The following is a 15363-nucleotide window of genomic DNA, read 5'->3' as shown; positions in this document are numbered from 1 at the left end:
AAGAGAACTCAAACAATTCAATGACTCTTAGGGGCGTGTTTCCCCAAAATATTTTTGTTCTTCTCCTCTAAAGCTTTTGTATCCTCAGGTTTAGGATATTTAGGTCTAGAGTGAAGACTAGAAAGAAGAACCTCTTTGAAAGAATATTTTACTACCTCCAGATCTCCCAAGGTAAGACCACATTCATCTAATTGGTTCTCTGCTAATTTTCCGTTCACGATCTTTGTGATGAGTGCATCCAAAGCTTCCGGAGTTACTTCTTCCAAAGATCTACTAGCAGCTTCCAAACTATCCGCAATCATCACGATCGCAGTTTCTTTTCTCTGAGGTTTAGGGCCAGGATATTGAAAGTCTGCTTTTTTCAGCTTTTTCTTTTGAGAAGGAGAAAGTTCAGCAAGTGCCTTATGATAGAAAAACGCCATGGTAGAAGTTCCATGATGTTCCGGAATAAAATCGATCACTTCTCTAGGAAGCCTCGCCTTCTTCGCCATCTCTATTCCGTCCAAGACATGATCGATTACGATCTTAGCGGCTTTTGCAGGATTATTTTTATCGATGTTTTCCTTTTTAGGGATCAAGTGCTGGTTCTCTACGAAAAATCCTGCATTCGGGATCTTACCGATATCGTGGAAATACACACCTACTCTAGTCAAAAGCCAATCCAATTCCAGATTTTGGGCCGCTCTTTCTGACATAGCGGCCACCAAAAATGTATGTGTATAAGTAGAAGGTGCCTTTGTTAGCAAATCCTGCAGCAATGGGTGGCCGGTATCTGCAAGTTCCAACAACTTAAATCTAGTAGGTATATTAAATACGTACTCATAGATAGGAAGAAGCAGCTGAGTCAAAGTGGAACAGACGAATCCATTCACTAAACATAATAAATATAATCTGAATATATTCGATTCCCAAAGGTCTCTCAAATGAGAACCGGACGGGACCGCCACCCAATAATTCCTGGAATCGAATAAATATCCGGAAGAAGAGATCAGCATCTGGACCAAGGCCATATAGAAGCCTGCCTTGATAAAATCGATCCTCTTTCTCATTTTTCTTCCATATGTTGCCGCGACAACGGTCATCACAAAAGCAAGTATGAAAGAAGTAGGATTATATCTAGAAGCTGCAAATACGAAGAAGGATAAGAAAAACCCAATCGCGATCGATAATTGTTCGTCATAGATCATGGACAAGATCAGACAAACCATTCCGGTCGGGATCACAAGGGCGAAGTAAAATACGGAATCATAACTATTCTCAAAACTGAAGAATGCCTTAGATGCCAAGTAAGCCCATAACACCAAGGACCAGATCAATGTGAATACGATCACGTTACTCGATACGTCATTCAAACGTTTCGGATTATACTTCTTCAAGAACGCATAAACTATAATTACAAAAATGGATTGGATCAGAAGAATAGATATGATGGATGCAATATTTGCACGAGTGGCATATCTATTTACTATTAGCAATTTCTGGTAAATATCAGGAGTAATAATCTCTCCCGCTTTTACAATAGTTTCTCCCGCATTGATCCTGCTACTAACAGGTTCAGTCCTATCCATGACGGCTTGTTTTTGATTTTTGGTTTCTTCCGCATTGTATGTACAAGCCGGATTGGAATACACATAAGTCAGAGCAAGTTTTTGGATCACAGAAAGAAGCTGAGGATCTGTGGCCTGTAACTTCTCCGCAGCCAAACGATTTAAAGTATCTATAGTAGCACTATCCCTATATAGATACATACGAGGGATCACAAGTGCCCCCTCTACGGAAGAGATCTGTTCCTTATTTCCGCTAGCACCGGAATTACGGACTCTTGCTTCCGCGGATCGGATCGCAGAATAATCTCCGGGCTGATCTCTCAAAATACAAAAATTAGAAAAAACTAAATTACTATATTGTTGGACCAAGTCCCTAACCCTGGACTTGCCAGGAGTCTTAAGTAGGAGTTCCAGCTCTTCCTTGGATCTATTTTTCCATCTTGGAACGGCTGCCAACAATTCTGCAGAAGTTTTTACTTCTCCGGTTGGTTTCGGTTCCCTATACTTCTCCATATCCTCTTGGATAGCAGGACGGATCACATCTATTAGAACTCTATAATCTCTATCAAAAAAATTCGGGGCAGATTGAAAGGCCTTAAATTTTTTGGCCTTGGTCTTTTCTTCGTCTTCGTAAACGATATCTTTGGTGGAGACAACTTTATCCAAAGCATTTTTGCCTTCCGAATAAGGACCGTCTTGAGAAAGATTAATTTTATCCTGACCGAAAAATGGGATCGCAAGCATCCAAGTCACGATGATCAATGTAATCGCCGTAAGGATTACCTGGAATTTTCTCACGAAAGAAATCGGACGGATCTTGGTCAAGGTATCCGTGATCCAAGCCATCCCTCTTTCTAAAAGTGATCCCAAAGGAAACATTACAATTCCTCGAACTTCCTCACGATGGTTTCAACCAAAGGATGTCGGGTGATATCTTCTTTTCCGAAAAATACCTGACCAATTCCTTCGGTTTGTCTGAACAAGTTTACCACACGATCGAAACCTGATCTACCATGTTCTAAGTCGATTTGGGTCACGTCCCCGGAGATACACATCCTGGAATTTCGGCCCAAACGGGTCATAATCATTTTAAGCTGAGCAAGAGTACAGTTTTGGGCCTCGTCCAAAATAATAAAACTTTTGGAAAGAGTCCGACCTCTCATAAAAGCGACAGGTGCAATCTCAATTTTAGTAAGTGCTATATATTCTTGGGTTTTTTCAAAGCCGATACATTCGTTTAAAGCGTCGTAAACCGGGCGAAGATATGGATCCACTTTTTGATTCAGATCTCCGGGTAAAAATCCAAGATTCTCCCCGGCTTCTACAGCAGGTCTTGTGAGAACGATCTTATCCACGATCCCATTCTGTAAAAATCTACAAGCCATTGCGACTGATAAGAATGTTTTTCCAGTTCCGGCAGGACCGATCCCGAATGTGATCAGATTATTTAAGAAAGATTGAATATACTTTTCCTGGTTTTTAGTCCTGGAATAAAGATGTTTGCCCTTGTATGTAGTGAGAATTTTTTCGTTAGGTTTGAAGGGTTCGTCATCCGACTTACGCTCTTCCTTCTTCTTTTCCCGAGTGGCTTGTTTGAGAAGATAACCGAAATCAAAGGAATCCGTAAAATCACGGTCCGGTCTGTCCCGATAATTTGTTTCCAATAATCTGAAAAAATCTAAGGCAAACTCTACCTTTGTAGGAATTCCTTCTACCTGGAAACCGTTCCCTCTTGGGATTAGATCGATCTCCAATTGTTTTTCCAAATTTCTGACACCTGTATCGTTGATCCCGCAGATCTTACGATACAGGTCTTGGTTTTCGAAAGTAAATTGTTCTTTCCTGATACGATTAAACCTTTATCAACCTAAGCTTCAATTCTTGGAGCTGTTTCTCTTCCACTTCAGACGGACATTCGCTCATCAAACAAACACCCTTCTGTGTTTTAGGGAATGCGATCACATCTCTGATGGATTTTCCGCCAGTCAACAGCATCATGATCCTATCAATACCAAATGCGATCCCTCCATGAGGAGGTGCCCCATATTCCAAGGCCTCCAATAAGAAGCCGAATTTCTCTTTAGCTTCCTCAGGTCCGATCCCCAAAGTGGAGAAGACTCGAGTCTGCACATCCTTGGAATGGATACGAATGGAACCTCCACCGATCTCCACACCATTCAGCACCAGATCATAGGCTTTTGCGAGTGCATTTCCCGCTTCTTTTTGGAGCCTTTCTTCGGAAGAAAAAATTTCCAAACTGGAATCTCCAGGAGAAGTGAACGGGTGGTGTAAGGAATCCCAGCGTTTGCTGTCCTTGTTCCACTCGAACATCGGAAAGTCCACGATCCAGGAAATATGAAAGCTTCCTTCCGCAGGTTTGTCAAATCTTTCCGAAAGTTTCAGTCGTAGAGCGCCTAGAGAATGATTTACGATTTCTCTTTCGTCCGCTCCGAAAAAGACCATATCTCCTTCTTTTGAGCCGACTATACTTGCAATTTTTGAAAGAGCTTCCGGAGTGAATCGTTTTGTAATAGTAGATTCTAAACCTTCTGCCCCATGTTTCATGTAAGCAAGGCCTTTCGCTTTATAATCTCTGTTCAACCAAGCAGTCAGATCTTCTATCTCTTTTCTGGAAATTACAGAACCACCAGGAACACAGACTGCTTTTACTACTCCGCCATTTGCGACAGCACCAGCAAAGACTTGGAAATCTGAATCTTTTACGATTTCAGAAACATCTACAAGTTTCATTCCAAAACGAAGATCCGGTTTATCGGAACCGTATTCTTCCATGGCTTGTTTATAAGGCATTCTAGAGAATGGACCCTTAAAATCCAGAGAGAACACATCCTTCATAATTTTGGAAAATAGACCTTCGATCTCTGAGAGGATCTCTTCTTGGGAAACAAAGGAGAATTCCATATCCAACTGAGTGAACTCAGGTTGTCTATCAGCTCTTAGGTCCTCATCTCTGAAACATTTTACGATCTGAAAATATCTCTCCATTCCTCCAACCATCAGGATCTGTTTAAAGATCTGAGGAGATTGAGGAAGAGCGTAGAATGAATTCGGGTTAAGGCGAGAAGGAACCAAAAAGTCACGTGCTCCTTCGGGAGTGGACTTGTTCAGGATTGGAGTTTCAATCTCTACGAATTTGCGGGAGTTTAGATAATTACGAATTGCGAATACAAACTCATGACGTTTTATCATTCTGTTTTTGAGTTCGTCTCTTCTGAAATCCAAGTATCTGTATTTGAGTCTGTTTTCTTCAGAAATCTCTTCGAACTCATCTAAGGAGAATGGAGGAGTTTTTGCCGAGTTCAGGATAATGAGTTGGTCTACAACAAGTTCAATCGTCCCGGTTTTCATTTTGGGATTGATACTTTCCGCATCCCTTTTTTTAAGTTTACCTTGGACTGCGATCACATACTCGGAGCGGATCTTTTCCGCAGAAGCAAAGTTCTCACCCAGGATTTCTTTACGTAATACAACTTGTAGGATCCCCGTTCTATCGCGGAGATCCACAAAGATGACCCCGCCTTGGTCCCGGAATCGGAAAGACCAACCGAATAAAGTGAGAGTTTTTCCTTCTTGGGCGTCAGTTACTTCTCCCGCCCAGGCTCTTGATCTATAACCTTCTAAAATCCAATCTTCCAAAGAATCCAGTTCCTTATTATATTCTATGAGTGCGTATCCCTTTGTTCGGTTAACACCGGAAAGGGATATTCGTTCTAAATTCGGTCTTTCCGAATCTACACGTTATCAAATCTGGAAAGTTCAGGTCGGAAGGCAAGTGGAAAAGAACCGGTTGGTCCGGACCTGTTTTTGGCGATGATGATCTCCGCCATCCCCTTCATCCTAGGATCTTCCTCTTCGTCCTTTCCCTTCTCTCCGCGATAGATGAATGTAACAATATCCGCATCCTGCTCGATCGCACCAGACTCTCTTAAGTCCGCAAGTTGAGGTCTTTGGTCCTTGGATCTTTGCTCGATGGAACGGTTCATCTGAGAAAGAGCGATAACAGGACATCTAGCTTCTTTAGCCATCTGCTTAAGCGCCCTAGAAATCGAGGAAACCTCTTGTTGTCTTCCCCCGTCCCTGTTTTTGGGATCGTTCATGAGCTGTAGATAGTCCACAATGATAAGCCCAAGAGTTTCGTTGGTCAGAAGTTTACGAACCCTTCCCTTAAAATCATCCACGCTCAGTGCACCTGAGTCATCTATATAAATTGGGGAAGAAGTTACCTTAATAATTGCATCAATCAGCTTGGGAGCATCCGACTTGGTAACTTCAGAACGTTTTAATTTGTTCGATTCAACCTGAGCATAAGAACATACTAGTTTAAGTAGGAGTTCCATTCTACTCATCTCTAAGGAGAAGATTACCACAGGTCGATTGTGGATCAACGCTACATTGGATGCAATATTCAGAGCTAAGGTGGTCTTACCGTTACCAGGTCTTGCAGCCAAAACCATCATCTCGTATTCTTTCAAGCCGGAAGTCATCTCATCGAACTGAGTAAAATTAGTTCTGAGACCCTTGATCTGGCCTCTACTCTCCATAATATCTTTGATATATTCAGAAAGTGCTGCCTTATCCCCAGAAACAGGAAGAAGTCCTTTAACATCTGCAGATCTAGAAACATCTGTAAGACTTTGTTCGATCTGATTGAATACCGATTCGTTTTCGCCCGGTTCTTTCTGGATCAGCTCCAGAGCGTTCATTAATAATTTAGAATATTTTCTTCTTTCGGAAAGACGTTTGATCCTTTCCGCATAATAACCCAGTGGATGGGAAACTACGGAATCCTTGTAGAGAGAATAAATGTATTCGTATTCTCTTTCTGGATCTTTGAGTAGAGAGTTTTCTTTTAAGAAGTTTAGGACGGAGACCGGATCTACTGCAGTCCTCTTGTCCACAAGGTCAAGAATTGCCTTATAAATTCTTCTGTTTGTATCTTGGTAAAAATCCTCAGGAACGAGAGGAATATCGATTAGGTTATCCGCTCCTTTAAGAAGCAGAAATCCGAGAAAAGATTTCTCGGATTCCAATTCAAACAAGGAGTCGGATTGCATTCTTGTTCCGGATTACGCTTCGGTAGAAACGACTTCCTCTTTCTTCACATGAACTGTGATAGTTGGGAGGATACCTTCTGCAAGACGCACTTTTAATTTAAAGGAACCTAGGTTACGGATAGGCTCTGGGAATTCGATTTTGCGCTTGTCTACTTCGAATCCTGCGGTTTTTAACAAAGCTGCTACATCAGCAGGAGTTACCGCTCCAAAAAGTTTATCCCCGCCTCCGGTTTTAACGGAAATTTCGAATTCTTTTCCGTTTAATCCAGAAGATACAGATTCCATATCTTTCTTGCGTTTGTCTTTTTTAAGATCTGCAAGTTTCTTTTGATGAAGAGCCATTTTGGTCTTACCTTCAGAAGCTCTTACAGCAAGTCTTTGAGGGAAAAGAAAATTACGAGCGAAACCGTCCGCAACTTCCTTTACGTCTCCCGCATCTCCTAAGTTAGAAACATCTTTTTGTAATATTACTCTCATTAGTTTCTCCTTAGTTTACTTTGAACGGTAGAAGGCCGATGCTACGAGCTTTGCGGATTTCTCTAGCAAGAATCCTTTGATACTTTGCAGAAGTTCCGGTAATTCTTCTTGGAATGATCTTACCACGGTTAGTGATAAATCTTTCCAAAAGTTCGGTGTTCTTATAATTAATTTGTTTAGCAAGTTCAGGGTCTGCAGTAAAACGGCAAACTTTCTTCTTATACTTGTTTTGTTTTTTAGGGGGGCGGCCTCCATCTTGATCTAAAGGCATGCCCTCAGCAGTCATTTCCTGCTTTGTTTCTTCTTGTACTTCGTTATCTGACATGAGTTTTGTCCTCGTTAAAAAGGTATATCGTCGTCCATTGCAGAACTTCCCATATCATCTTGAGCAGATGAATAAGAAGAAGATCCGCTATTAGCGGAAGAGCCGTACTCTCCGCTTCCATTCTCCCTTGCACCGCCTATCATCTGGAAATTTTCCACAACGATACGAATGCGGGAGGCCTTCTTGCCTTCCATGGTTTCCCAGGTGTCCTGCTTAAGGCGTCCCTCGATCACGAGTTGTTTGCCTTTCTTGCAGTATTGCTGGATGATATCCGCGCCTTTTCCCCAAGCCTCGCAGTCGAAAAAATGAGTTTCCTCTTTTTTCTCTCCGCCGGTTACATAAGTGCGACCGTTAGCTAAGGAAAAATTCACAAGAGAAGTCCCGTTCACGGTTTTGAATTCCGGATCACGGGTCAGGCGCCCAACAAGGGTCACCCGATTGATATCGTTAGCCATTGAGGCGGACGATCATAGAGCGCAGTAAATTTTGGTTCAGACCAAAGTCACGCTCTACCTTTTCTAAGGCGGATTGTTCTGCATTCACTTTGAAGTGAGTGAATATTCCGTAGTCTTGGTGTTGGATTGGATGCCAAAGTTTCTTTTGACCCCATTCTTCTTCTGCGGTCACGTTGATGGAATGCTTTTTGAAGATCTCTAGGACCTCAGTTTTAGCTACTTCCTTCGCGGTTGAACGCGTGATTGTAGTAATCTCGTAGTTTCTCAAAAGTTTCTCCTATGGGAAAATGCCCGTCTGCGCAAATGCGGCGAGCAGAAGAACCGAATTTTGTCCTATTTTCGGCTTTAGGGGCAAGGGGTCAAGTGGAATAGATTTGGGCGTCTTAGCTCTCAAAAAGGCGCTAAGATGTAATTCGAATCAATATTCCGCTGATCTTTCTTATTTCTAATTTTCATTTTCCAAGTCCATTCACTGACTCTCCAAACAATACAAAGGAATGTCTTTTCTATCCTGTGGCTCCACATTTCATGAATTTTGCTTTCATTTTCATGAAATATGGCTACCGTATTCCGGGAGACTCGGAATATGGCAAACTTACAAGTCAGGGATATAGACGACAGACTCTACGAAGCATTAAAAAGGAGGGCCGAAATGGAACACAGATCCGTAAGCCAAGAAGTAGTTCTTCTAATCGAGAACTATCTAGCACATGACAATAAAGAATCCGAACGTAAGACCTTAGATTTTTTAGAATTATCTGGCTCTTGGGTAGATGAAAGAAGTGCAGATAAGATCGCAAAGGACATACGCTCCTCTCGAACTAAAAACACATTAGGGAAAGATGCAGATGAGCTATTTGATTGATACGGATATCATCATCTATAGCTTAAAGGAAGATCCAATCGTTCGGCAAAATTTTTTGGATCGTAAGAACTCCATCAAATCGGTTTCCGTAATCACTTATGGAGAATTAATCTTTGGAGCCCAGAAATCTATCTACAAGGAAAGAAATCTAGCAACGGTCCGAAGAATTGCCGAACTTTTTCCAGTGATAGAACTGACCGAAGGAATTATGGAAACTTATGGAGAACTCAAAGCTACTCAACAGAAAAAAGGAAATACGGTAGAAGACTTTGATCTACTCATCGGATCTACTGCTCTGTATTTGAACTATACCTTAATTACGAATAACGAAAGGCATTTCCAAAAAATTCCAGGATTGAGAATAGAAAACTGGACTCACTTAGCTTAATCCAGTTCCACCCAAGCTCTATCCCCATCGATCCGAACCTTAGTCCCCAAGTCTTGAGAAAGGACTGCGATTTCCTTTAAAAAATTCTCGGCTTCTTTTCCTTCAAGAGGCCTGACCAAATGATCCTCGTTTTGGAATTTTCCGAAAATCGGAACGAGTTCGATATTGATCAATTTACTTTTTTTAATATGGAGTATTACGATTAAGTTATGGTTTAAATAGGCGTTCCTACTTCCAAAGATCAAATTTCCTAAAGAATAAAATATGATCGTATTTCCTATCTTCTCGATACCTTGAGGAATATGAGGATGATGCCCTACTATAATGTCCAATCCACCATCAGCCAAAGTTTTTGCGATTTTTCTCTGCTCTATAGTTGGAAAGGGAGAATATTCCACTCCCCAATGAATAGAAAGCACCCTAAATTGTTTTCCGGGAGAAACCGTTTTAGATTTTTTATCTCTTTTAGAAGTTCGGGACGAATTCGGTTGTAATTTTTCGATTCGGATTTTTTTGATGATCAGTTCGGGATCCAAAGGCATAACACCTGGAGTTTGCCCTGCATAATGAGATCTACCTTCCGCTACATTGGTGGCAGAATAAATTCTAAGATAAGTATCCTTCCCTTCCCAGATCCAAGGACGAAAAGCGAACTCTAAATTTTTCCCCGCACCTATAGAAGCGATCTTTCTATTTTCTAAAAATTTGAGAGTTTCCTCTAATCCCTCCGGACCATGATCCATCGCGTGATTATTACCTAAAGAAACAAGGTCTACTCCTAAAAAACTCATAGTTTCTAGATCAGACTCTTTTGCTTGGAAAACATAAGCCTTACCATGATCCCAACTTTTTTCGGATACAACAGGAGTTTCTAAATTTAAAACTCTTAGGTCTGCAGTTTCAAAAACAGACTTAAGGCCTTTGACTGGGGCTAATTCTCCTTTGGACTTGATCGTGTCCCGGATCCCCCAATTAAACATGACGTCTCCGCCTAATAGCACTTTTACAACTTCGGGATCTTCTTCTTTTCCAAATAACTTTTCTATTTGGGTTTCGATCTTATCAACTATACTAGTCTGTGATTCCGAAGGTTTTTCTGAGCCGGAAGAATTCTCAGGAACTCCGGCGCAGGCGAACAAGAGTAAAAACGGAAAAATGAGAAGGACCGAAATCGATAAAATGAAATGTTTTCGGAAAAACAACATGTTTCGGGACAGTTTTAGGCCCCGATTCGTTTTCGGAAATAAAATACTGAAAAAAGAAAAACCTTTAGGGAGATTCTTTTGAAATGAATAAGCTGTCGATTCCGTTGGCAGGATCAATTATATTCAAAAGACAGGAAGTATAACCGACTACAAAAAAAGAATCATTCAATCCAAGAACTACGTCTTGGGCTCGGACCTCACATTTTGTTGTTTCTTCCATATATTTCAAATTCGACCAGACTAAATTCCCATCTGTGTCGAATTTCGCTGCGAAGGCATTATTTATAGAATTGGTGAAAAGTATTTTTACAGCAGAAATTGTTCCGGCAATATATGAATTACCGTTTGGATCTACGGTAATTCCAAAACCTTGGGTCTCCGCTCTGAAAAAACCGGAATAATCTGGATTTCCAATAAGTCTGGTCCATAGTTTATTTCCATCCTTATCATATTTTACTATAAAAGTATCAGTAGTTCCAATCGGAGTTTGACCATCCAGTTCACCTGATGCACTACCTACTATGTAAATATTTCTGTCTGGATCTATGCTGACATCATTCGCAACTGAAATTTGATCAGTAACGCCCAATAAGCGGGCCCAAAGTTTATTTCCATCCGAATCATATTTAATTAGAAGTGCATCCTCTATCCCAATTTGGGTTTGATCATCGAAACCACCTTGGGCAGCACCTACAAAATAAATCTCGCCATTCGAATCGATTGTTAAATCTCCCGCAATCGATTCGATATTGTCCGGACCTGTATTACGCGCCGTTCTCGCCCATATCTGGTTTCCGTTCGGATCATATTTCACCATAAATAAACCGTTATGTTCAGCCGTGTTTTTTTCACCGAAGAAGGTACCTGCGTTCGTAGTTCCTACTACATAAATATTCCCGAATTGATCGGAAGAAATTCCTCTTCCTGCAGAAGTACCTTGGTGGAAATCGGTGTTACTCCCTCCACCGATCATTCTGGTCCATTTTTTATTCCCGTCCTTATCGTATTTTGATAAATAAGCATCTTGGTAGCCGATTTTATTCTGCCCATCTAATATCTCTACGACTGTCATTCCTGTACTTAAAACATTTCCATCTTTGTCGGACTTTATCGCAAGACCATAGGTACTTCCTTTCGAAAAGTCTTTTGGACCTCCACCTAAATGCCTGGTCCAAAGTCGATTTCCTTCTTCATCATGTTTGGTGATATAAGAATCCAACTTGCCAAGCATCGGCTGCCCGCCGAAATTCCCTTCCGTAAATCCTGTAGCGATTATATTTCCGTCGGGATCTATACTCGCTCCTGATGCAAAAGTTAAACTGCCAAAAACTCCAAAGAATTTCGGCCAAGGTTTTGTAGGTGAGGAAGGAACGTTATTCTCTGCGGATCCTCCAAAGAGCAAAGCCAGTTCCGACGGAATGGATTGATCGGGAGATGAACAGGAAAGTATATTTAAAACTATAAAAAGGATAGAGAAAGAGTATCTTCTTACGGCAAAGCTCATGCCTTAAGTAACATTCTCTACACCGAAATTTCGAATCCTTTTCACCTAACGTAGGATAGATTCATTCCCCATTTTTTAGCATCCATTCCAAATTAGGAGCAATCAGCGGATGAATTTTAGAAATCTATTATTTAAAGAAAAGAAACCCGAAAAGAACAAGGACCAATCCCAAAAGCCCGATCCTGACACCCACTTTGGCCATATCCTTGATCTCAAAACCACCCACTGCATAAGCCACCGCATTTGGAGGTGTAGAAACAGGTAAGGACATTGCCAAAGAAGCGCCTAACGCTGATCCTAAAACTAATTGTATCGCATAAGATTCATTGCCAGGCAATAACAAAGTGGCCACAGGAAGAGCCAAAGGAACCAGAAGATTTGCTGTAGCAGTATTGGATAAAAATGTAGAAAGAAAAAGTCCGATCGAAAAGAAAATCCCAAGCACCCAAAGACTTTCTCCCGGGCCTGCTTGTTTACCGATTAGTTCTCCGAACCAGGCCCCCGCGCCACTTTTTTCTATCCCAGTTCCGAGAGCGATCCCGCCTGCAACTAAGATCAGAACATCCCATTCCAAAGAACGTAAATCATTGGATTCTAATATTCCGAAAGCAGTAAAAAGAAGAAGAGGGAATAGAGCTATAACTCCTGCAGGAATCCCGTGAAATGATTCACTCAACCATAGAAGTACAGTAATCAAAAATCCAAATAAAACAAATCTCAGTTTTTTCTCGGAACCTTCATCTGAGATAGTTTCATAACGAAGAGAAAGAGTTAAACCCTCACTTGCAGGAAACGCGCGAAGAAGCCAAAACCATGCTGCAAAAAGTAGAATGATCAAAAGTGGAACTGCCACAAGCATCCAAGTCCCAAAGGAAATAAAGTCTCCATATCCCTGGTTTTTCAAATTTGCGAATGCGATCACATTCGGAGGAGATCCGATCGGCGTTCCAATCCCCCCTAAATTTGCAGCAAATGGAATTCCGATCAGAACTGCTTTCCTAAATTTTTCATCCTTATCCAAAACCATAAGCAATGGAAATACCAAAGCAATCATCAAAGATGCCGTGGCGGTATTACTCATCCAGAGTGAGATGGTTGCAGTGATACACATGAGTCCGAGTAATACAAACTTAGGAGAAGTTCCAAAATAAGGAAGAACTCGATTGGCCAACCAACGATCCACACCTACTTTTACACAGGACTTGGCCAATGCAAAACTTCCTAAAAACAATACTACGGCAGAATCAGCAAGTGATGCCAAGAATGCTGCTGGCGGAGTCGGCTTTCCAGGACCGGCATATTGTTTCAAAAATTCCCATTTACCAGGATTAGAAAAAAGAATGATCTCTGAAAAAATGATCAGGATAGAAGTAGCATGACCCGGGATAATTTCAAAAATCCATAATCCTGCAGCGATCAAAAATATAAAAAACATACCTCCGACCGAAGCAGGAACATAACCGTAAAAGGAAAATAAAGGAGGGACGCAAGCAAGTAGTATGGAAAAAATAAAACCGATGTATTTCAATTTCATGTATGTTCTAAAAACCTAATATTCTAATTATAGTTATTATTCAAAAATAATTGTTCTATTCTGAAAGATCATCACTCTATCTTCCAAAAGTAAACGGAGAGCCTTTGATAAAACTACCTTCTCTAAATCTCTTCCGTATAAGACCAAACGTTCCGGAGAATAACCATGATCCACATGACAAACATCCTGGACTAGGATCGGCCCCTCATCTAAATTTTCAGTCACGATATGAGCAGTTCCACCTATGATCTTTACTCCGCGCTTATACGCTTGCTCGTATGGTTTTGCTCCTACAAATGCAGGTAAAAACGAATGATGGATATTCAATATACGATGTTCCCATTTTTTCACGAATTCAGGAGTAAGTATCCTCATATATTTCGCAAGAACGATCCAATCCGGTTGGAGTTCCTTCAGGTAGGAATCTAATTGGTTTTCATGTTCTTCCCTACTCAATCCTTCGCTAGAAATACAATGAAAAGGAAGTTTAAAATCCCGGACCAAGTCTCCCAAAATTTCGTGATTAGAAACTACACCCAAAAGTTCCATGGGTAATTCTCCGTATCTCCAACGAAGCAGAATATCCCCCAAACAATGAGGCTCTTTTGTTGCGAGTAAAACTACCTTGGGAAATTTTGGATTGGATAAAGTAAGCTTTGCATCTTTCGGAAGTATCTTTGCAAGTTCGGAAATAAGACCTTCTTCTTTTGAACTGTTCTCAAGAGAGTATTCAGTTCTCATGAAGAATACCTTCTCTAATGGTTCCACGAACTCTTGGTTTCCTACTATATTCGCACCTATATTAGCTAAAAAACCTGTGATCCTGTGGATCAGTCCCGCCTCGTCTTTACAACGGATTAAAAGTATTCTGTTCTTTTTCAGATTGGGTTCCGGATTCAAAATTTCTCCTTTCTGGTTTGAAAGAATTACCTAAGAAGTCTAAAATTTCGGCTAATCTTCCTTCCGAACCAGAAAAGGAATATCTTCTTTTTTCCTCCCAAAAGCCTGTTTTGCGCCAGAATGATCCGGATAGGCGCCTTTTTCTTATTTAGCACTCTGTTCAAAAAAGTGCCAATTTTTCGAAAAAAGAATGGAACCTTTTTGAATATTTAGCACTCTAAGTATTAAAGTGCTAAATACGCCCAGGAGGCAATAATGAGAACCCCAAATTTTTTTAGCGAAGTCAGAAGAATTCAAAATAGATTCCATAATTTATTCGATCCAGTCTCGGAAGGCGGACAGGTATATCCTGCGCTAAACGTATATACAGACCAAGACAGGATCACAGTTACTGCCGAGGTTCCAGGCCTTTCTCCGGAAGACTTGGACATCACAGTGGCTCATAACCTTCTAACCATCTCAGGTGAATGGAAGGAATACACACAAGACAAACCTCGCAGGATAGAAAGAGCCAGAGGTAAATTCCAGCGCAGGTTAGAGCTTCCTGTTGCGATAGATTCGGAAAAGGTAGAAGCATCCGTAAAAGACGGAGTTTTAACTTTAGTACTTCCGATCCTCGAGAGCGAAAAACCAAGAAAGATCCGTATAGAAGCAAAGGCATAAGGAGAAAAAAATGAGCGTATCAGAATTACTAAAAACAGAAGAAAAAGTAGCAGCAGAACAAGAGAAGGCTCAGAGGCCTAAATCGACCTACACTCCTGCTACCGATCTTTATTCAAATGAAGAAGAACATCTTCTTGTCTTAGATCTTCCTGGAGTAAAAGAATCCGATCTTGAAATTTCTCTGGAGAAAGATGAACTCAGGATCTCTGCGAAGACTAATATTTCTGAACCAAAAGGAAGTTTAAGATATTCGGAATATGGAACTGGAGATTATAAAAGGACCTTCCTTGTATCAGAACCTGTGGAAGAAGATAAAATTTCCGCAGTTCTCAAAAACGGGGTTTTACAACTCAAACTCCCTAGAAAGAAACCTTTGAGTAAAAAGATAGAGGTCAAAACTAACTAATTGTTTTTCAGCAAATCCT

At 40.9% G+C, this 15363-nt stretch carries 16 protein-coding genes; 4 read left to right on the top strand and 12 right to left on the bottom strand.

Annotated elements, in window-relative coordinates:
- Positions 1 to 17: 17 nt before the first annotated feature.
- The 8 genes from CH377_RS09545 to rpsF form a co-directional block, all read right to left on the bottom strand.
- Positions 18 to 2426 (bottom strand): HD family phosphohydrolase, encoded by a 2409-nt coding sequence (locus CH377_RS09545; protein ID WP_100723576.1) that lies wholly within the window; start codon positions 2424 to 2426, stop codon positions 18 to 20.
- On the bottom strand, positions 2426 to 3394 hold the full coding sequence (locus tag CH377_RS09540) for a PhoH family protein (RefSeq protein WP_100723575.1): 969 nt from the start codon (positions 3392 to 3394) through the stop codon (positions 2426 to 2428). Before CH377_RS09540 ends, CH377_RS09545 begins: the two co-directional genes overlap by 1 nt.
- Before the next feature lie 4 nt (positions 3395 to 3398).
- On the bottom strand, positions 3399 to 5204 hold the full coding sequence (gene aspS / locus CH377_RS09535) for an aspartate--tRNA ligase (protein ID WP_100723574.1): 1806 nt from the start codon (positions 5202 to 5204) through the stop codon (positions 3399 to 3401).
- Positions 5205 to 5299: 95 nt separating this feature from the next.
- Positions 5300 to 6622: a replicative DNA helicase gene (gene dnaB / locus CH377_RS09530; RefSeq protein ID WP_100723573.1), complete on the bottom strand. Its 1323-nt coding sequence runs from the start codon at positions 6620 to 6622 to the stop codon at positions 5300 to 5302.
- Between the two features lie 12 nt (positions 6623 to 6634).
- Positions 6635 to 7099: a 50S ribosomal protein L9 gene (gene rplI, locus CH377_RS09525; protein WP_100723572.1), complete on the bottom strand. Its 465-nt coding sequence runs from the start codon at positions 7097 to 7099 to the stop codon at positions 6635 to 6637.
- Positions 7100 to 7109: 10 nt separating this feature from the next.
- Entirely contained in the window at positions 7110 to 7424 is a 315-nt protein-coding gene (rpsR, locus tag CH377_RS09520) for a 30S ribosomal protein S18 (protein ID WP_086446611.1), read from the bottom strand.
- 14 nt (positions 7425 to 7438) lie between these two features.
- Positions 7439 to 7879: a single-stranded DNA-binding protein gene (locus CH377_RS09515; protein ID WP_008592888.1), complete on the bottom strand. Its 441-nt coding sequence runs from the start codon at positions 7877 to 7879 to the stop codon at positions 7439 to 7441.
- Positions 7872 to 8147: a 30S ribosomal protein S6 gene (rpsF, locus tag CH377_RS09510; protein ID WP_100709504.1), complete on the bottom strand. Its 276-nt coding sequence runs from the start codon at positions 8145 to 8147 to the stop codon at positions 7872 to 7874. The genes CH377_RS09515 and rpsF overlap by 8 nt, the downstream gene beginning before the upstream one ends.
- Before the next feature lie 318 nt (positions 8148 to 8465).
- On the opposite strand from rpsF, the gene CH377_RS09505 reads away from it, so the two are divergent.
- A complete protein-coding gene (locus CH377_RS09505; protein WP_100723571.1) occupies positions 8466 to 8744 on the top strand; it encodes a FitA-like ribbon-helix-helix domain-containing protein in 279 nt (92 codons plus the stop codon).
- Positions 8728 to 9132 carry a type II toxin-antitoxin system VapC family toxin gene (locus CH377_RS09500; protein ID WP_100723570.1) on the top strand — a complete coding sequence of 135 codons (405 nt, stop codon included), beginning with the start codon at positions 8728 to 8730 and terminating at the stop codon, positions 9130 to 9132. The genes CH377_RS09505 and CH377_RS09500 overlap by 17 nt, the downstream gene beginning before the upstream one ends.
- On the opposite strand, the gene CH377_RS09495 is transcribed toward CH377_RS09500, so the two are convergent.
- From CH377_RS09495 to purU, 4 genes are all read right to left on the bottom strand, one after another.
- Complete coding sequence (locus tag CH377_RS09495) at positions 9129 to 10337, bottom strand: CapA family protein (RefSeq protein ID WP_100723569.1); 1209 nt, start codon at positions 10335 to 10337, stop codon at positions 9129 to 9131. The two genes, CH377_RS09500 and CH377_RS09495, sit on opposite strands and share 4 nt — an antisense overlap.
- Positions 10338 to 10401: 64 nt before the next feature.
- Positions 10402 to 11841: an SBBP repeat-containing protein gene (locus CH377_RS09490; RefSeq protein WP_100723568.1), complete on the bottom strand. Its 1440-nt coding sequence runs from the start codon at positions 11839 to 11841 to the stop codon at positions 10402 to 10404.
- 127 nt (positions 11842 to 11968) lie between these two features.
- Positions 11969 to 13375 carry an SLC13 family permease gene (locus CH377_RS09485; RefSeq protein ID WP_100723567.1) on the bottom strand — a complete coding sequence of 469 codons (1407 nt, stop codon included), beginning with the start codon at positions 13373 to 13375 and terminating at the stop codon, positions 11969 to 11971.
- 36 nt (positions 13376 to 13411) lie between these two features.
- On the bottom strand, positions 13412 to 14275 hold the full coding sequence (gene purU, locus CH377_RS09480) for a formyltetrahydrofolate deformylase (RefSeq protein ID WP_100723566.1): 864 nt from the start codon (positions 14273 to 14275) through the stop codon (positions 13412 to 13414).
- 255 nt (positions 14276 to 14530) lie between these two features.
- On the opposite strand from purU, the gene CH377_RS09475 reads away from it, so the two are divergent.
- Positions 14531 to 14938, top strand: coding sequence for an Hsp20/alpha crystallin family protein (locus CH377_RS09475; RefSeq protein WP_100723565.1), 408 nt, complete (start codon positions 14531 to 14533; stop codon positions 14936 to 14938).
- A gap of 10 nt (positions 14939 to 14948) precedes the next feature.
- Positions 14949 to 15344 (top strand): Hsp20/alpha crystallin family protein, encoded by a 396-nt coding sequence (locus tag CH377_RS09470; protein WP_100723564.1) that lies wholly within the window; start codon positions 14949 to 14951, stop codon positions 15342 to 15344.
- Positions 15345 to 15363 lie beyond the last annotated feature (19 nt).

It is taken from the genome of Leptospira haakeii (genome assembly GCF_002812045.1).
In the GTDB taxonomy this organism is placed as follows: domain Bacteria; phylum Spirochaetota; class Leptospiria; order Leptospirales; family Leptospiraceae; genus Leptospira_B; species Leptospira_B haakeii.
Note: the sequence above shows the minus strand (reverse complement) of the source record. Positions and strands in the feature narration are given on the sequence as shown.